Raw genomic sequence first — 19,021 nt, 5'->3', positions numbered from 1 at the left:
GTCGCCTCGAGGCACTGGAATTAACGCATAAATATAAAAAGGACGAAAAAGAATGAAGAAAACCGCCATCTCTCTTGCGATCTTGTTATCGCTCACAGGCCTTGCGGGTTGCCAATCGCAATCAACTCAAGCGTCAGCCGATACCGCCAAATCAAGCATGGTCAGTGCTGATGTCAAGACCAGCGCCTTTGCACAATTTAGCCAGACCTTTATCGATGATCTGTGGCAATTAGCGCCAACCTGGGCACTCTACAGCGGCAAACACGTTAATGATGGCTATTTAGAAATCCCCAATGAGGCCAGCCGTGTTAAGACGCTCGCCTTTGTGAAAGCCCAGCAGGCAAAGCTGAAACAGTTTGAGCTTAAGTCCCTGACTTCTAATGAAACCATAGATTATCACTTAATTGATAATCTGCTAAACAGCATGGCGTGGGAAATCACCGACTTTAAATCATGGCAATGGGATCCCTCGAGCTATAACGTGGCGGGTGGCTTTGCACAAATAATCAATGAAAACTTTGCGCCACTGGATGACAGATTACGTTCCGTATTGACCAGAATGGAAAATATCCCCGCTTATTACGCCGCGGCGCGCAGCAATATTCAGCAGCCAACCCTAGAACACACCGAATTGGCTGTGATGCAAAACCAAGGTGCGTTTTCGGTCTTCTCAGATGATTTATTGAAGCAAGTGGCGGATTCTGGTCTGTCAGATGCGGAAAAATCGCTATTTAAATCCCGCTTCGATACGGCAACGACAGCGATTAATGAACATATTACGTGGCTAAATGCGCAGGTTAGTCAACTTAAAAAAGACGGCGCCCGCAGCTTCAGAATTGGCGAAGAATTATACGAGCAAAAGTTTGCCTTTGATATCCAAGCGGGCATGACAGCAAAACAGCTTTATCAAAAAGCCATGGCGGATAAAGAAAGAGTGCAAGGTGAAATGGCAAAGATCACCGACAAGCTGTGGCCAAAATATTTCACTACGCCAAAACCTGCCGACAATAAAATCGCGATTCGCCAATTGATTGATAAATTATCGACACAGCACGTTAAGCGTGATGACTTTGTGAGCGAAGTGCGTAAACAAATTCCTGAGTTGATTGAATTTGTAAATCAAAAAGACTTAGTGACCTTAGATCCTAAAAAACCATTAGTTGTGCGTGAAACCCCTGAGTATATGCGGGGTTATGCGGGAGCGTCGATTAGTGCGCCTGGTCCTTATGATAAATTAGGCAATACCTATTATAACGTCACACCACTTGATGGTATGAGTGATGAATCCGCTGAAAGCTATTTACGCGAATATAACCACTGGATATTACAGATTTTAAATATCCATGAGGCGATTCCTGGGCACTACACCCAATTAGTTTATTCCAATGAGTCACCAAGCTTAGTGAAAAGCTTATTTGGTAATGGCGCTATGGTCGAAGGTTGGGCCGTTTATACCGAACGCATGATGCTTGAAGAAGGTTATGGTAATTTCGAGCCTGAAATGTGGTTGATGTATTACAAGTGGAATTTACGTGTTATCTGTAACACCATCTTAGACTACAGCATTCATGTTAAAGGCATGACTGAAGAGCAAGCCATTAGTCTGATGATGGATGAAGCGTTCCAGCAACGTGCTGAGGCGGAAGGCAAATGGCGCCGTGCCACCCTAAGCCAAGTGCAGCTGACGAGTTACTACTCGGGTTACCGTGAAATTTACGATTTCCGCGAAGAATATAAGCAACTCAAAGGCAAGGATTTTGACCTAAAAGCATTCCATGAGAAGTTTTTAAGCTATGGTAGTGCGCCAGTGAAATATATTCGCCAATTAATGTTAGAGCAGTAATCCATCATCCAGATATAAGGCGCTAACTGAGCGCCTTATATCTATTCGCTAAACGCCATTCACTAAAATAATGCATTGGTCATGAATGATTTTTCATAACGTCCTTAAGACCGCCAAAATCACTCAAGCAACAATCCGGAGATGCCGTATTGAATCGAGATATTAGCGGAAAAGGTCAGATGTGCTGATTATCGAAGAGGGTTATTTCTTAGTGTTAGTCTCTGCCATGATGGCTAAAACTTCTTCGTAGGAAAGGTTTAATTCGCGAGAGAGGTTAATGATTTTGGTTTTATAGGTTTGAATGTTTTCTTGTTGTGCGAGCTGATGTTTCTTTTCTTCTACTAATTCGTTAACAGTTTCTTGCAATATCAATAATCGACGTAAACTGTAGTCTAGGGATTTGATATATTTCCCCATTTGTTGTTTATTACGGGCTTGCTCAAGATCCGTTGAGGCTTTTTTCTCATATCCATATTCATCGAGCGCGGCAATAGCGCTTTGCAAATCAAGATCTGTTGTCATTTGGTGTTCACTTTATTACAAGAAGTTGAGAAGCGAAATAATGAATTAACGTACCCAAGCGGGTGTCATAGGAGGTTAACTATCGCAGATTATCATGTTTATGCCAATGCTCATAAACTATTTAAAGTGTAAACCTCATTAAAAAGTCGAGTTTCGCATTGGGCTTGTAGGGGTCTACAATAATGGTTAGTCTAAACTTTTCACTTCGCGGAGATCCAAATGCTTGATCTATTGCCTGATTTGTTCGATCACTACCCTACAAAACTGTCATTGTTACCGCTCGATTTTCGCAGTTTTGGTGGTAAGCGTTTGTTTTGGGGTGAAGTTGTAACGGTCAAATGTTTTGAAGATAACTCCAAAGTGAAAGAAGTGCTGGCCCAGCCCGGTCATGGAAAAGTATTGGTCGTCGATGGTGGCGGTTCACCCCGGCGGGCGTTACTTGGGGATTTAATTGCGCAAAGTGCCCTCGATAACGGTTGGCAGGGTGTGGTGATTAATGGCTATGTCCGTGATGTGGCAAGGCTTTCTACTTTTAATCTCGGCGTCTATGCCTTAGGGGCTATGCCTATCAAGACCGAAAAATTAAACCAAGGTCAAATCGATGTGCCGATTGAGTTTGGCGCTGTGACAGTAAAACCCGGCATGATGCTTTATGCCGATGAGAATGGTATTGCCGTGAGCGAGGCATCATTAAACTTTGCCTTTCTAAGTTAAGTGTTACCAAAAATTCAAGATGTTATTGATAAGGATGTTTCTATGAAATTCATTAAGTGGCTTTTAGCTCTTCTGGTGACCTTAGTGGTTGCAGTCACCTTATATCTCACCGTATTTTTCGACCCTAATGATTTTAAACCAGAAATTGTCAACGCCGTTAAAAAGCAAACTGGGCGTGAGCTTGTCATCGGCGATGATTTGTCGTGGACATTTTTCCCGACGGTTGGGATTAATCTAGGGGGGATCTCACTCTCCAACCCCGAGGGATTTACACCTAAAGCTATGCTTGAAGTGAATAAAGCTGTGGCAGAAGTCGAGCTTATGCCACTGTTTAGCAAGCAAATTGAAATCGCGCAGCTAAGCCTTGATGGTGCCAAAATCAATTTGGTCACCCGAAAAAATGGCAGTTCGAGCCTCGATGGCTTAACGGGCAAGGGCGCAGATAAACCCGCAACGCCTGCCGAGCCTAGCGCCAAAGCACAATTAACCAGCATTGATGTGGGCGGCGTTTCGATTACCAATACCGAAATCAATTTGATTGATGAAGCTAAGGGACAAACCCAAACCTTAACCTTGAAGCAATTTACGCTGGGGGCATTTTCACTCGATAAATTTGCGCCTATGGCCTACGAATTTGCCGCGACCCTGCCTGATATGACAGTGAGCAGCAAAGGCGAAGGGCAAATCAAGTTAAGCCATGATTTTAATCAACTGGTGATTGAGAAGCTGGATATTGCGACTCAAGTTGAAGGCGAGGGGATCCCCAATAAAAAACTGACCGCAGAGGTTAGCCTAAACAGTCAAATCGCATTAGATAAAAAGCAGTTGTCGGCGGACATCAGTAAATTAACGGCGATGGATATCAATGCAGCGGGCAAGTTGGCGGTGAATTACGGCGGTAAAGTGCCGCAAATTAACGCGGATTTGCAAGTGGGTGACATTGACCTCGATGCCTTATTGCCAAAATCGGATACGGCGGAAAAACAAGCCGCTGCCACGCCTTCACAGACTCAGGCGGTTGAGCCAGATCTTACCGCGCTCAATGGCTTAGATGCCAAACTGACATTGGCGGTGAAATCCATCAAGGTGGCGAACCTGTCAACGCAGAACTGGTTGATGGATTTAGGCATTAAGAATGGTGTGGTTGATCTTAAGCAACTGACGGCGGATCTTTACCAAGGTAAATTGATGCTCAATGCGCAAGTTGATGCCCGCTCAAAAGTTGCCAGTTACCAATTTGATAAGCAAATCTCGGGTGTACAAATTCGTCCATTACTCAAGGATGCCGCTGAGCTGGAAATCCTAGCGGGGACGGCCAATTTCAACGTTAAGGGTAAAGGTAAGAGTTTAATTCCAGAGCAGTTGAAGAAAAACCTACTTGCTAATGGCCGTTTTGATATTACCGACGGTGCCCTTTACGGAGTGAATATTCCACAAATGATCCGTAGTGCTCAGGCCAAGTTAAAAGGTGACATGTCTGCCGACACCAAAGAAGAGCGTAAAACCGACTTCTCGAGCTTGACGGGTAACTTCAGCCTAGAAAACGGTGTAGCGACAAATCCTGATCTTGCCATGTCATCACCGCTATTACGGGTGGCGGGTAAAGGCAGTGCAAACCTGTTGACCGAAGGCTTGGATTACCGATTGACCACGACCTTAGTCAATTCCCTCAAAGGTCAGGGCGGTAGCGAGAAAGATGCATTGGCTGGCATTGATATTCCACTGGCGATCACCGGCACCTTCCAAAAACCTGAGTATGCCTTAGATACCCAAGCGCTGCTGAACAATCAGTTGAAGGAAGAAACGGATAAAGCCAAGGATAAATTAAAGGACTCCCTACTGAAAAAACTCGGTGGTTTTTAGGCATGGGAAAACACATCGCTAAGCATGTTTCTGCTAGCAAGCGTCGACCTAAGCAGACATTAACACGCATTGCGCGCCCACTTGGGATGGCATTGGTGGCGTGGCAGCTGTTTGGCTGCTTTGCCCCGCAGGCCCAGCCTAATCCGCCAAAAACGGATATTCGTACCGAGGCGGCGAAACAACCTGAAGTGGTACAGACCGCCGATTTAGCGGCCAAACTACAGGGAATTGAAGCAAAATCCAGCTTAAAAGTGGAACAGGTTTCGAACAATCAGTCTCAGGCTTTGCTCACAGGTACGCTTTCCCTCGATGCTTTTGTGGATTTTAAACAACCCCTTAAGGCGACATTAACGGTTCGCAATCCCTCGACTCAGGCGGTTGCACTGCGTTATCACTCGGGCATGACAGCCGATTTGCTACTGACCACAGTGCAAGGAAAGCGTCTTTGGGCTTGGTCTGACGATATGATGTTTACTCAAGCCCTGCGTGATACTCAGTTAGCGGCTGGTGAGGAGCTGGTGGTCAGGTTTGCGATCCCGGCAAAAGCCTTGGCTGGGATCCCAAATGAAGGGGCTCATCTTGAGGCGCAATTTGCCGCTAAGGCGCTGGAGAGTGAATTGCCAGCAATGGCGCCCGTGGTGTACTTGCTCACCCTCGAGTAGCGGTTGCTAAACATAGCGCCATTCTTGCAAACTACTGTGTATTTAACATTGCAGATTGAAAGACAGCAGGCTCGAAGGACAAGTCTCGAGGGGATTTTGGACGGATCTTGCGAATAAAAAAGGCAGTAACCAAGTGTTACTGCCTTTTTGTTTGCCCTATTAAAAGGCTTAAGTGTTTAATGCTTGCCGAACCTGCACTGCTTTTGTACAGATTAATGGGCTTAACTCAATATCTAAGCAGCTATGTCGCTAAGTACTAAACATCACGCATTTAAATTGCTTTCATCCACAACCAGCTTTAACACTTGGCCGGGTTGAATGTATTGCGATGAGGTTAAGCTATTCCACTCGAGCAGCTCGGCAACCGTCACTTTAAACTTGCTGGCAATACGCGCTAAGGAGTCGCCAGATTTCACCTTGTAGCTGACGGTGCGAATCTGCTCCGCTTCCGCTTCCGCTTGGGTTGGCGGCGCAACGATGGTCAGTTTTTGGCCCATCTTCAATTTACTGTCTTTGTTTAAATGGTTCCAAGCGGTGAGCTGTTTCACCGATACCTTATGATTCTGCGCGATTTGCCATAGGGTATCGCCGGATTTCACTTGGTAAGTCAACTTATTGCCAGAGGTTGAAGTTGCCGCTTTTTTAGGTAACTTCTGGCTGGTTGACATGGCATACAGCTGTTTATCGTCGGCAGAGACCGGAATAATTAGGTGTCTACCCGCAACGATATTGTTATTTTTCATACCATTAGCCGCACGGATCGCATTGACTGTGGTATGGTGTTTCTTAGCAATGGCGCCGATACTGTCACCGGATTTAATGGTGTATCTGAGCCAACTTACACGGGCTTCACTCTCGGTTTCGGCCAGTGCTTTTTTAAACTCTTCTGACTTATCAATCGGCAATACTAGCGTATGGGGTCCCGTCGGTGCAGTGGCCCAGCGGTTGTATCCAGGATTGAGTTTTAATAGCTCATGGGTCGTCATATTGGCGAGCCCAGCCGCCATGGCCAAGTCAATTTGGCTATCGATATCAACCACTTCAATAGAAGGGCTGTTGTCAATTGGCGCTAGCGTAATGCCGTATTCGTCGGCATGTTTAATCACTTCGGCGAGGGCCAACAATTGTGGCACATAACGCTCTGTCTCTTTTGGCAGATCCAGTGACCAAAAATCGGTTTTAAGGCCTTTATCTTCATTGCGTTTAATCGCATTGAGGACGCGAGACTCGCCCGAGTTGTAGGCTGCAATCGCATAAAGCCAATTGTTATTGGTTTTGTCGTACAGGTATTCGAGCATGTCCAACGCGGCCACCGTGGAGGCGGGCACATCACGACGACCGTCGTACCACCAGTTCATCTCTAACCCAAAATGGCTGGCCATTGGGGTTGTAAATTGCCAAAGCCCAGAGGCGGCACTGGCTGAGGATGCACTGGGATCGAAGGCGCTTTCGATAATCGGTAGCAACGCGATCTCAATGGGGAGATGGCGCTTTTCAAGCTCTTCGACGATCAAATACATGTAAGGCGCCGCACGCTCAGAAATCACTTCGAGGTGTTTGGGGTTCTTGATGTACCAATCGCGATAATAGTTAACTAATTTTTTGTCAGGAACGGGGAGTTGCATTCCTTGACGAATTCGCTCCCACACATCAGTAATTTGCGCCGACTCAGGTTCGGTTGCGAGATAATACTGTGGGACGGTATTTTCGGTTGTGACGGTTTCAGCTTCAGGTTTGGTCACCTGATGGTTGTCTAAAGTCTGACAACCTGTGAGTAGGGCAAATCCCCCTACTACAACATAAAGTGATACTCTCATGGAAAACGATAGTCCTCTGTTAGTGCATTGCCACTGCACAATTTCATCTAGCCTAAATAAGCTAACGAATTGATTATTATGTAAATAGCGGCAACACAGAGCGCAAAGTATTCACGCAAAAACGAGCCATTCTATGGGATCTTTTTGATCTTGTCCCTAAATTATCGTACATCTTGTAGGGTCACTTTTGATTTACATCATCAAAAGTGGAAAAAACTGTATAAATTTCAGCCATAAATAGATCGTTTTTTACTTAAAAATATCTTTCCACTGCCTGAGTAGGGTAAAACAGGTCAGTTCATCTGCTTTAGTCAGATCTTGATCACAAAACTGAATTTTTATGCTGTCGACTATGGTGGGCGACAAAGGGCGTAGGAAGGGATTAATGGCTCGCTCTAATCCGATCGTAGAGGGAATGGTAGCTTTGCCTTGGGCACGAAGGGTGCTTGCCTGCTCCACATAGGCGTTAAGCGCTTCATTATCAGTATCGACCGTTTGGGCAAACTTCAGATTTGATAAAGTGTATTCATGGGCGCAGTAGACTCGGGTTTCATCGGGCAGCGCTGCGAGCTGGCTTAAGGATTGCCACATTTGTCTTGGGGTGCCTTCAAATAAGCGGCCGCAACCTGCGCTAAAGAGGGTATCACCGCAAAATAATGCGTCATCAACCAGATAGGCGATATGCCCAGCCGTATGCCCGGGTACGGACAGGATACGCACTGGCGCGTCAATAAAAGGCAGGGTGAGTGTATCACTCAGCGTTGGCTCAATTGGTTGATTGATGCCTTGAATATCTTCACTTTGTGGACCATAAACGGCTAAGTCATTGCCTGTGGTCTGCTTAACATGGGCCGCGAGGGCGGCGATCCCACCCGTGTGATCCCTATGGTGATGGGTGATCAAAATACCCGCTAACGAGAGTTGCTGTGTGCGTAAATAGTCGAGCACGACATTGGCATCGCCCGGGTCAACCACATACACGGCTTGCTGGGAGTCTTGTCGCAACACCCAGATATAATTGTCATTAAAGGCATTAATCGCTGTTATAGTGAGCATAGCACCGCCGATCGCTGTATTTCGTTTTGAAGATAAGGTTATTATCCATAAGAGGGGCTCACTTGGCGACTGTTGCAATTGCCCATGACAATTGCTTATGGCATAAGCTAGGGACAAATGCCAAGGCGGTAATGGGCAAGATGGGTGATTTGCATTCAGCATTTAGCATATGGGTTACGGGAAGGGAGGAGACTTGTGTCGTATAACAGTTCTATGCGCAAACCCGAGCAATGGGACGATCTGCCCAATGGTCCTGCACTCCAACAAGCCGTTGCCGATAAGCTTGCCGATTGGTGGCCAAGGGTGTTTGGTTACCACTTACTCAAACTTGGCCCCTTAAGCGCCGATCTCTCGAGCATGGCATCCCCCGTAGCGCACCATTTCTCTCTGTGCTCAGAACCTAATGCCTCATTAATTGGCGATTTTTGCCATTTACCCCTACAGAATGGGGTGATCGATGCGGTGCTGATGAGCCTGCTGCTAGAATTTGAAGCCGATCCTTACCGTATCCTGCGGGAAACCGACAGGGTGTTGATCGCCGGCGGCTACTTATTTATCGTGGGCTTTAATCCCCTAAGCCCAGTGTTTCTGGGTAAGTTATGGCCAAAATATCAGGACAATCTGCCCTGGTGTGGGCGTTTTTTCATGCCGTCTCGAGTGCGAGATTGGTTAGGGTTATTAGGCTATCAAGTCGTCAGCGATGAGCGTTTAGTTTATCACCCGTTAATTGGTGAGTTTAATGACGGCCGTTTTATGCAGCAAACCTTGGCCTCATGGCTACCCAGTGCGGGCAGCTTATATTTGATCGTGGCGCGTAAATTAGAGTCGCCATTAACGCCCATCCGCGACAAACGTAAAGTATTACAGCCGAATTGGACTACAGCCCCGAGCGCGGGTCGAACCGGGCACTTATCTGAACATACCAAATAACTTTTATCCATCAATGAGTCTGTTATGCGAATAACCTTAAGGCAACTTGCGGTGTTTGAAGCCGTTGCACGCAGTGGACAAGTGGCAAAAGCGGCGGAGCAAGTTAATCTGTCGCCGCCTGCGACCTCCATGGCCTTGGCCGAATTAGAAAAGCAGCTCAACGCCCGTTTATTTGAGCGGATTGGCAATCGATTACAGCTCAACTCCCAAGGGAATTTGTTACTGCCACTGGCGACGGACTTGTTACATAGAGTCGAGCAAATCGAGCAGGCGTTTACGCGCCAAGACGGAGATTTAGTCGGGCATTTAAGCGTGAGCACCAGTTCCACTATTGGTAACTATTTGTTAGCAAAAGCGGCGGTGGCCTTTTGCCAGCAACATACGCAGACCCATGTAGATGTGGCCATTACCAATACCCAAGAAGTGATCCAATCGGTCGCACAATTTCGCGCCGAAATGGGGTTTATTGAAGGGCATTGCACCGATAATCGCTTGAATATTGAGCCTTGGCATAAAGACAGACTATTAGTCTTTTGTCATCCCGCGCATCCCCTCGCGGGGCAGACGGTTAAACCCGCGGCAGTCAAAGGTCAATCTTGGGTATTAAGGGAGGAAGGCTCGGGCACGCGTGAATATTTTGTCAATGCAGCCAATGAATTAGGCATGCAGCCTGAGGCGAAATTCTGCTTTACCACCCCCGATGCCATTAAGCTTGCAGTAAAACAAGGCGCTGGACTGGGCGTGCTCTCGGAGTTGGCGCTGGATAAAGACATCAGCCGAAAAGAGCTGGCACTGGTAACCATTGAAGGCCTAGTGCTAGAGCGACAGTTTTATCGGATTACCCACAAGAGCCGCCAAGCCACGTCATTAGGCCTAGCCTTTGTGCAGTTTTGCGATAATTTTTTCCATTTATCTCGGGAGTGATCGGCGCAACGTTTAGCGCCGAAATAAACGCCGAAGTGAGTGCAGGTATTAGGACTCAGGCTGATAACCTTCATCGACTTGGATAGGGCTGGCTTCAGCGGCGGCGCGGGCGAGTTGATCGCAGCGCTCGTTTTCAGCGTGTCCGGCGTGGCCTTTCACCCAACGCCAATCAATTTGATGGAGTTGGGCGGCTTTGTCTAAACGTTTCCAGAGATCAACATTTTTCACTGGCGTACGATTCGAGGTCATCCAGCCTTTTTTCTTCCAGCCATGGATCCAGGTGGTGATCCCTTGGCGCATATATTGGCTATCGCTGGTTAAAATGACCTTGCAAGGCTCTTTTAACGCCTCGAGGGCGACGATGGGGGCTAATAATTCCATGCGATTATTGGTCGTCAAGGCAAAACCATCGGACATCTCCTTTGTATGGCCCTTATAATTCATTACAATGCCATAGCCACCGGGGCCAGGGTTGCCTAAGCAAGAGCCATCGGTGAAGATGTGGATCAGTTTTAGTTCAGTCATCAAATGGTTACCCGCAGCGTAAATACCGGCCGAGTATAACCAAAAAATGTCATAAGAAGCGCATAAAAGTATGAATATTATCTCAAACGCAAGCCGTCAGGTTATTTTGGATACTGAAACCACGGGTATGAACCAAGGCAGTGGTGCAGTGTATTTAGGCCACAGAATTATTGAGATAGGGTGCGTTGAGGTGATAAACCGCCGTTTAACGGGCCGTTATTTCCATCAATATATCAATCCCGGCCAAGCGATTGACCCAGAAGCGATTGCGGTTCACGGCATCACCGATGAGCGTGTCGCCAATGAGCCTAGGTTCTATCAGATAGCGCAAGAATTTATCGATTTTATCAGTGGCGCCGAAATTGTGGCTCATAACGCAAACTTCGACGTGAGCTTTATGGACCATGAGTTTTCGTTGTTGCAGCCATTAGGGCCAAAGACCAGTGAAATCTGTGAGATCTTAGACTCCCTCGATATCGCAAAATTTTTGCATCCCGGGCAAAAGAACAACTTAGACGCCCTATGTAAGCGCTACGGTATCGATAACTCCCGCCGCCTGTACCACGGCGCATTACTCGACGCCGAGATCTTAGCCGATGTGTATTTGGCAATGACAGGCGGGCAGACCAAGTTCAATCTCTCTAACGATGAAGTCGGTCAAGAGGCGGGGGGCATCCAACGCTTTGATCCCGCATCACTTAATCTTAAAGTGATCAGCGCATCGGCCGATGAACTCGTTATGCATGAAAAGCGTCTTGATTTAGTCGCAAAATCAGGGAAATGCCTCTGGAGAGGATAATTTATTGCCTATGACGATGTCGCTGCGAAAATCCCTACGAAATACCACTTTAGTGCTCGGCGGCCTCTGCTTGAGCGCTTCTTTGCTTGCCGCCGATGCTGAACCTACTGCGGCTAAAACCACTGAGCAGCCTGCCAATATGGCGCCAAAGGCCCAAGAGGCTCAGCCCAGTGCTGCAAAACCCAGTAATGCTCAAGTCAGTGAGCCAACAGTCAGTGAGGCTAATGCGAGTGCAGATAAAGCTGCTGACGGGCAAGCGAGCGCCGAAAAGCCAGTTAATGCCAAGACGAGTGAGGCCGCGCAAGCTAAACCGCCCAAACCTGCGACTCGCAAAGTGGTGCCCATCGATACCGCCTCTGAGCTTAAAAATCGCTTTCGGGTGGACCATATGGTCAGCAGCATGACGCTGTTGATCCAGCGGGAGTACGGTTCGGCGCCAGTGGTGATCGTATTGCCCGACGGCAGCAAGTGGTACGCCAACCGTCACCCTGAAACGGTAAAATGGGTCGATGGCATTACTGGCGACATTATTTATATCGAGTCGCCTCAGCCTGGCCCTTGGCAGCTGGTGGGTAAGGTGGTGCCGGGTTCGCAACTTAAGCGAGTCTCTAAGCTTGAAATTGAAGTGCAGCAACTGCCACAGCCGCTATTCCAAGGTGAAGAAACCAAAGTGGTTGCTCAATTGATGGGGGATGCGGAGCGGGTGCGCATGCCGGGGCTCGATTATCTTGTCGAATGGACAGCCCATTTTGTGAGTAAACATCGTGCAGGGGATGAAAACTTTGCCGCCGGTGACATTATTGTCGGTTCTTACAAAGATAATGGCGAAAAGTTCGATGAAAGACCTGACGATGGCATGTTTACCAGTGATATCAATCTAAAACAGCCCTGGGGCGAGTACGACTTTGTGGTCCAAGCCCGTAATAACGTGTTTGAGCGGCAGGTTTCTTTTCCCTTTACCTTATCGCCGCGTCCCGTGAATGCCGAGGTGATCACCCCTGATGACCCGTTAACGGGGCGATGGAAAATCATGTTGCATGCCGATAGCAGTGTGCTGCAATTGGCTGAAACCCATTTTTCATTCGAGCTTGTTGGGCCAGCAGGTTTGCAGCTTCCCCTTGTAGTTCATGGGCTTAAGGAGAGCGATACTGAACTGCCGATACCGCCAGTGACCGAGTTTGGTAGTTACCGTATTAAAGGCACTGTGGCGACCACCACAGTCACAGGCCGTGAAATCCTGCTCGATTTGCCAGAACTCTTCTTTAACTTAGTGCAGCCTCCTGAACCGCCACCGAGTGAAGAGGAGCTAGCCGCCGTTGCTGCGCAAAAGGCCGCCGAAGAAGAGGCCCTAGCAAAACAGGATGCGCTGTTTTGGATCATTACCATCAATGCCGTGCTAGTACTGCTTGGGGTCGCGGGGCTGATTTTCTGGCGTAAGCGTCAAAGTCTCGCACAGGCACTGGCCGCCGCAGAGCAACGGATGTTAGATGAGGCCGGGCAGAATAAGCCAGAGGCGCCATCCCTCGATGAGATTGATTTGACCATGCCGGATGAGCCGGATAATCGCCGATAAAAGTACAGAATTGTTTGGCTATTTCGACGTCAGCTTGCAGATATTTTGTCCACTTATCATGGGGTTTTGTTAAGTTTGGCGAAATTTTAACTAAACGATGCAATTGAGTGAAAAAAACGGTTGACGCTTCGAACGCTCAACCGTATTATTCACCGCAACTTGAGTGGAGCGGTAGTTCAGTTGGTTAGAATACCGGCCTGTCACGCCGGGGGTCGCGGGTTCGAGTCCCGTCCGCTCCGCCAGTCAAGTTCTTGAAAGTTAAAATTATAGTGCTCTAGTAGCGGTATAATAAAAGTTTGGAGCGGTAGTTCAGTTGGTTAGAATACCGGCCTGTCACGCCGGGGGTCGCGGGTTCGAGTCCCGTCCGCTCCGCCAAATAGAATAAGCCCCATCGAAAGATGGGGCTTTTTTCTATGTATCTTTTCAGAGCATTTTGCCTCTGTATTTCTGCTTAATACCTTACCTAATGCCTAAGGTATTGTTTCTTGTTACCCCTTTATTTCTACTGAAAGCTGAATATTCGCTGTCAATCGGTCTATTCGAGTTACAGGACTGCTTTTTTTGCTGCTATTGTTATCACCAATAGTTCATTTTTCTGTATGAAAAAAGCGTGTTAGGTTGAGTTAATACTGACCACTCCATACCAACTAAAGGACGTTATATGGTTGAAAAAATCACTGGGATGTTAGCACTTATCGGGGTGCTTTCGTTATTTTGTCAATGGGTTGGTTGGAAGCTTAGGTTACCTGCAATTTTACCCTTACTACTCTGTGGTTTGATGTTAGGCCCGGCATTTGGGGTACTCAATCCCGATGAAATCTTTGGGGATTTACTGTTTCCTATCATTTCACTCGGTGTTGCCGTGATCCTGTTTGAGGGGGCATTGACCCTCAATTTTAAAGAGATTAAAGATCATGGTCGTATGGTGACGCACTTAGTGAGCATCGGCATGGTGATCACCTGGGGCTGTATCAGTGTTGCGACTTTTTACCTGCTCAATTTTAGCTGGGAAGTCGCACTGTTATTTGGCGCCCTCGTGGTGGTCACGGGCCCGACCGTGATAGTGCCTATGCTGCGCAGCGTACGGCCTAAGTCGCAACTGGCGAGTATTTTACGCTGGGAAGGGATTGTGATTGACCCCATTGGTGCGCTACTTGCTGTATTAGTGTTTGAATACATTACGGTATCTGGCGACCCCACGAGCCATGTGCTCTATGCACTAGGCTCCATGCTCACGCTTGGCTTAGGTTTAGGCGCAGCATCAGGTTACTTAATTGGCCAAGTGATCCGCCGTAATTTATTGCCGCATTATTTACGAAATACCGCAGTATTAACCCTAATGTTAGGGATTTTTGTCGGCTCCAACCTACTGCAGGAAGAGTCCGGATTACTCACTGTGACTGTGATGGGGATTTGGCTGGCGAATATGCGCGGTGTGGATATTGCTGAAATCCTCGAATTTAAAGAGACACTGACAGTGCTGTTGATTTCTGCCTTATTTATCCTGTTAGCCGCCAGACTCGACTCGAATGCCATGATGGATTTAGGTTGGGGCGGGGTAGGCGTACTCGCCGTGACTATGCTGGTTGCGCGGCCGCTCAGTATTTGGGTGTCAGGCATTGGGACGTCACTCTCAAAGGCTGATAAATGGTTCCTATGTTGGATTGCGCCGCGGGGGATTGTGGCGGCGGCGGTGTCTTCCTTATTCGCCATTAAGTTAGAGGCCACCAATGTGCAGGGCGCCGATGCCATTGTGCCCTTAGTGTTTTTAATCATTATCGGCACTGTCGTTATCCAAAGTTTAACCGCGGGCCGCTGGGCCAAATACCTTGGGGTGACGTCGGGTTCGGCGCAAGGATTATTAATTTTCGGAGCCTCCAAATTCTCCCGCGAGCTGGCAAAAATCTTAAAAAGCAAAGATATCAAAGTGCTGCTGGCCGACAGCAACTGGGATAACATTCGCCTCGCGCGGATGGACAATATTCCGGTCTATTTTGGTAATCCTGCCTCAGAACATGCTGAAACCTATATGGATTTAACCGGGATTGGTCGAGTGCTGATCATGTCGCCTTATAAGCAGTTAAACCCGCTGGTGACCTTTTATTTTCAAGATGTGTTAGGCTCTAAAAAGGTCTTTGGCCTGAACAATGCCGAGCAGGGCAGCGCGCGCCATCAATTATCAGAGACTTACAAACAGCGATTATGTTTGTTTGGTGATGCGGTGTCATACGCCAAAATTGCCAGTCAAATGGCGAAAGGGGCACAGCTTAAAGTCACTAACTTAACTGAAAACTTCACCTTCGAGCATTTCCGCAAACGTTATGGCGAAACGGCATTGCCGTTAGTGTATCTGACTAAAGAAGGTAAAGTCGTGATTGTGTCAGGTAATGACACCCAATTCCCCAATGGCATAGAGTTAATCAGCCTATTGCCCGTTGAGGCGCTTGAAGAAGCGAAAATCCAACAGGCGATTGCCGAGCAAGAGGCGATAGCCGCACAGGCCAAAGCGGCGGAAGAAGCGGCCCTAGCGAAAGCCAAGGCCGAGGAGGAAGCTGAAGCTGAGCGCCAACGACTTGAGCAGCAAGCGAAAACTAAGGCCGAAGAGCCATCACAACCTCAGGCTGACGTACAAGATAACATCAATACCTCGGATGAAACTTTGGCGAAGGGATAATGGCCTAGGTTAGCTAAGATGAGCTTGGCAATTGCGAAGAAATAAGCCTGTTATACCAATCGTATTAAATATCTGTTCATTCAGCGGGAATTCAACGCGCTTTAGACAAGGCGAAGGCTTGAAGGCATAGTGGTGCTCTGTCGAAAGCCTTAAACGCAGTATAAAGCGCGTTGCCATACAGTGAACATCAGCTGCCCTTTGGGAGCCACACAGGCATCCCACTCCCGTGTTGCATTGACTTAAAAGGGAATGACCATTTCTGCGTCAATGCGCCTTGGATTGAAATGCCTGTGAGGCTCTGAACTGATTAGATATTTAATGTGATTGGTATTAAATGAGGCGAAAATAAAAAAGGCACTACTATGTAGTGCCTTTTTGTTTATTTAGATGGGCTTAGTTAGTACAGCTCAGCTAGTACAGCTTTACTATTAAGCGGCGCGTTCCTGTGATGTCGTCGCGACGACTTCGGGGCGCAGCTCAGCTGGGTCAAAGTCATCCACATTGATAGACTTCATACGGCCGATTTCGGCACGTTCCAACAGTTGTACTTCGCTGTCGCTCAATACACCTAAGGCTTTACCTTCGGCGGCGACTTTATCTAACCACATAAAAGGTAAACGCTTACCACTGGCCTTACAGACTTTGTCGAATAAAGGTTCGGCGGCCAAAATATCCTTAAGTGTTTGCTCTTGGATACCGACAGCATTGTGCTCAGAGTTAGTCCAGAACTGACCTTTACCTAAACGATCACGGCTTTCACATGGGGTCTGCATGATCTTAGCCACTTTATGATCTAACACATCGCTTGGACGTTTCAGTGGACGGCCGAATGGGAACATGATGGCACGTAACACGCCGCCTAGACCCATAGGGAAGTTATCCAGTAAATCGTCTAATGAAGCCTGCAACTTGTACAGCGCATCTTCAACCGCCCATTGCACCAGTGGTAGATCGTCAGTTTGACGGCCTTCATCTTGGTAACGTTTTAAGGTTGCAGAAGCGAGGTATAACTGGCTTAACAGATCGCCTAAGCGGGCAGAAATACGCTCTTTACGTTTTAAGTTACCACCTAAGGTTGCCATGGCCAAATCTGATAGCAGGGCTAAGTTGGCACTGAAACGGTTCATATGTTGATAATAACGCTTGGTTTTATCTGAATATGGCGCGTTAGAGAAACGGCTTGATGTCAGACCTAACCAGAAGCTACGGACAAAGTTACTGGTCGCAAAACCAATGTGACCGAAAATCGCCGCATCGAAGTTGGCTAAACCTTGGCCAGACTCAGTATCAAACGCTGACTCCATTTCGGCCAATACATAAGGATGACAACGGATAGCACCTTGACCATAGATGATCATCGAACGTGTCAGGATGTTTGCGCCTTCAACGGTAATCGCAATTGGAGCCGCTTGATAGCCACGGCCTAAGTAGTTGTTAGGGCCTAAACACACACCTTTACCACCGTGGATATCCATGGCGTCGATAACGCATTTCTGCATACGATCGGTCAGGTGATATTTCACGATAGCCGAGATAACTGAAGGTTTTTCACCTAAGTCGATACCTGTGGTGGTTAATGAGGTTACTGCATCCATCAGGTAGGCGTTACCACCGATGCGTGCCATTGGCTCTTCAATCCCTTCTAACTTACCAATCGGCAGTTTGAATTGACGACGAATACGCGCATACGCACCTGTTGCAAGTGCTGCGGTTTTTACGCCACCGGCAGAGTTTGATGGCAGCGTGATACCACGGCCAACAGACAAACACTCAACCAACATACGCCAGCCTTGGCCAGCCATTTTCGGACCACCGATGATAAAGCTTAATGGTACGAATACGTCTTTACCGCGAGTTGGACCGTTTTGGAACATACAGTTCAGCGGGAAGTGACGACGACCTGTCTCAACGCCTTCAACGTCAGTTGGGATCAGCGCGCAGGTAATGCCCAGCTCTTCTTTATCGCCTAACAGGTGATCAGGGTCACGCAGTTTAAACGCCAGACCTAATACAGTGGCAACTGGGGCAAGGGTGATATAACGCTTGTTCCAGGTTAAGCGCATACCTAAGACTTCTTCGCCTTCCCATTGACCTTTACACACGATACCAAAGTCAGGGATAGAACCCGCGTCGCTACCAGCCTCTGGGCTAGTTAACGCGAAACAAGGGACTTCTAAACCTTTGGCTAAACGTGGCAGGTAATGGTTTTGCTGCTCAGGCGTACCATAGTGTTGTAACAATTCGCCAGGGCCTAAGGAGTTAGGTACACCTACAGTGGATGCCAGCTCGCTGCTTAAACCTGCAAGCTTTTGCAGCACGCGTGATTGGGCGTAAGCTGAATATTCTAAACCGCCGTATTTTTTCTTGATGATCATGGCGAAGAAGCCGTGATCTTTCAGGTATTGCCATACTTCAGCAGGCAAATCAGCCAGTTGATGTGATACTTGGTGTTGGTTCACCATGCGGCACACTTCTTCAACGGGGCCGTCTAAGAAGGCTTGCTCATCGGCACTTAAACGAGCGACAGGGTAGTTGTGGAGTTTTTTCCAGTTTGGGTTACCCGCAAACAGATCGGCTTCCCACCATGTGGTACCGGCTTCAATCGCTTCTTTTTCGGTAGAAGACATTTCGGGCATGATGCCTCGGTAGATCTTCATCAGTGGGCGACTGATAACATTTTGTCTAAATGCACTGATATTGAGGGGCAGCGCGATCACCAGGAAGATAATCCAAGAGATAGGGCCGACAACATCGAGTGTCCATCCGGCTGTCATCACAACAGCGGCTGCAATAGTGGCAGTGAGCAAAGATACCCGAAGGTAAGCTAGGGCTCCTAGCACTAAGATCATGGCGATGATCCAAAGTAGGGTAGTCACTGTATTTCTCCTTAAGTATGACCGAGTGCCAATCACAGGTCATAACGAATTTTGTTGATTGCGATCACAATTATAGTTTGTGGTCTGACCTGTGTCGCATAAAAGTTAAACCTAAGGCAGTTTTAATACAAGTATTTTTCAAACAATTGTTTAAATTTTTTGTCACCTTTGATCATTCCACAAATGTCATCAACTAGTTACAATGCAAAACCGTGGATATTTGGATTGATAAAGGCGAGAAAT

General features: G+C 47.6%; 14 protein-coding genes and 2 tRNA genes. 11 read left to right on the top strand and 5 right to left on the bottom strand.

Annotation, left to right across the window (positions count from 1 at the left end):
- Positions 1-52 precede the first annotated feature (52 nt).
- Complete coding sequence (locus tag K0H60_RS11665) at positions 53-1,843, top strand: DUF885 domain-containing protein (RefSeq protein WP_220055818.1); 1,791 nt, start codon at positions 53-55, stop codon at positions 1,841-1,843.
- A gap of 201 nt (positions 1,844-2,044) precedes the next feature.
- Here the strand turns inward: K0H60_RS11665 and K0H60_RS11660 are convergent, their stop codons facing one another.
- Positions 2,045-2,365, bottom strand: coding sequence for a hypothetical protein (locus tag K0H60_RS11660; protein WP_220055817.1), 321 nt, complete (start codon positions 2,363-2,365; stop codon positions 2,045-2,047).
- Between the two features lie 219 nt (positions 2,366-2,584).
- Between K0H60_RS11660 and K0H60_RS11655 the strand changes: the two genes are divergently transcribed.
- From K0H60_RS11655 to K0H60_RS11645, 3 genes are read left to right on the top strand one after another with little or no spacing between them, the layout of a single operon-like run.
- A complete protein-coding gene (locus K0H60_RS11655; protein ID WP_086904121.1) occupies positions 2,585-3,079 on the top strand; it encodes a putative 4-hydroxy-4-methyl-2-oxoglutarate aldolase in 495 nt (164 codons plus the stop codon).
- Between the two features lie 42 nt (positions 3,080-3,121).
- A complete protein-coding gene (locus K0H60_RS11650) occupies positions 3,122-4,942 on the top strand; it encodes an AsmA family protein (protein ID WP_220055345.1) in 1,821 nt (606 codons plus the stop codon).
- A gap of 2 nt (positions 4,943-4,944) precedes the next feature.
- On the top strand, positions 4,945-5,604 hold the full coding sequence (locus K0H60_RS11645) for a BsuPI-related putative proteinase inhibitor (RefSeq protein ID WP_220055816.1): 660 nt from the start codon (positions 4,945-4,947) through the stop codon (positions 5,602-5,604).
- Positions 5,605-5,867: 263 nt separating this feature from the next.
- On the opposite strand, the gene K0H60_RS11640 is transcribed toward K0H60_RS11645, so the two are convergent.
- Both K0H60_RS11640 and gloB read right to left on the bottom strand, forming a co-directional pair.
- Positions 5,868-7,421, bottom strand: a complete 1,554-nt coding sequence (locus tag K0H60_RS11640) for a lytic transglycosylase (RefSeq protein ID WP_220055815.1) — start codon at positions 7,419-7,421, stop codon at positions 5,868-5,870.
- A 249-nt stretch (positions 7,422-7,670) separates the two neighbouring features.
- Entirely contained in the window at positions 7,671-8,477 is an 807-nt protein-coding gene (gene gloB, locus K0H60_RS11635) for a hydroxyacylglutathione hydrolase (protein ID WP_220055814.1), read from the bottom strand.
- Between the two features lie 195 nt (positions 8,478-8,672).
- On the opposite strand from gloB, the gene K0H60_RS11630 reads away from it, so the two are divergent.
- Positions 8,673-9,407, top strand: a complete 735-nt coding sequence (locus K0H60_RS11630) for a class I SAM-dependent methyltransferase (protein ID WP_220055349.1) — start codon at positions 8,673-8,675, stop codon at positions 9,405-9,407.
- Between the two features lie 24 nt (positions 9,408-9,431).
- On the top strand, positions 9,432-10,331 hold the full coding sequence (locus K0H60_RS11625) for a LysR substrate-binding domain-containing protein (RefSeq protein ID WP_220055813.1): 900 nt from the start codon (positions 9,432-9,434) through the stop codon (positions 10,329-10,331).
- A 48-nt stretch (positions 10,332-10,379) separates the two neighbouring features.
- Here the strand turns inward: K0H60_RS11625 and rnhA are convergent, their stop codons facing one another.
- Positions 10,380-10,856, bottom strand: coding sequence for a ribonuclease HI (gene rnhA / locus K0H60_RS11620; protein WP_220055812.1), 477 nt, complete (start codon positions 10,854-10,856; stop codon positions 10,380-10,382).
- A gap of 70 nt (positions 10,857-10,926) precedes the next feature.
- Here rnhA and dnaQ point away from each other — a divergent pair, with 70 nt between their 5' ends.
- From dnaQ to K0H60_RS11595, 5 genes are all read left to right on the top strand, one after another.
- Complete coding sequence (dnaQ, locus tag K0H60_RS11615) at positions 10,927-11,655, top strand: DNA polymerase III subunit epsilon (protein WP_220055811.1); 729 nt, start codon at positions 10,927-10,929, stop codon at positions 11,653-11,655.
- 10 nt (positions 11,656-11,665) lie between these two features.
- A complete protein-coding gene (locus K0H60_RS11610) occupies positions 11,666-13,228 on the top strand; it encodes a TIGR03503 family protein (protein WP_220058151.1) in 1,563 nt (520 codons plus the stop codon).
- A 165-nt stretch (positions 13,229-13,393) separates the two neighbouring features.
- A tRNA-Asp gene (locus tag K0H60_RS11605) sits at positions 13,394-13,470 on the top strand.
- Positions 13,471-13,526: 56 nt separating this feature from the next.
- Positions 13,527-13,603 (top strand) — tRNA-Asp (locus tag K0H60_RS11600).
- A gap of 286 nt (positions 13,604-13,889) precedes the next feature.
- Positions 13,890-15,902: a cation:proton antiporter gene (locus tag K0H60_RS11595; protein ID WP_220055810.1), complete on the top strand. Its 2,013-nt coding sequence runs from the start codon at positions 13,890-13,892 to the stop codon at positions 15,900-15,902.
- A gap of 428 nt (positions 15,903-16,330) precedes the next feature.
- Here K0H60_RS11595 and fadE read toward each other — a convergent pair whose 3' ends face one another.
- Positions 16,331-18,778, bottom strand: a complete 2,448-nt coding sequence (fadE, locus tag K0H60_RS11590; protein WP_088211318.1) for an acyl-CoA dehydrogenase FadE — start codon at positions 18,776-18,778, stop codon at positions 16,331-16,333.
- Positions 18,779-19,021 lie beyond the last annotated feature (243 nt).

This window comes from Shewanella mangrovisoli (assembly GCF_019457635.1).
GTDB lineage: Bacteria > Pseudomonadota > Gammaproteobacteria > Enterobacterales > Shewanellaceae > Shewanella > Shewanella mangrovisoli.
Note: the sequence above shows the minus strand (reverse complement) of the source record. Positions and strands in the feature narration are given on the sequence as shown.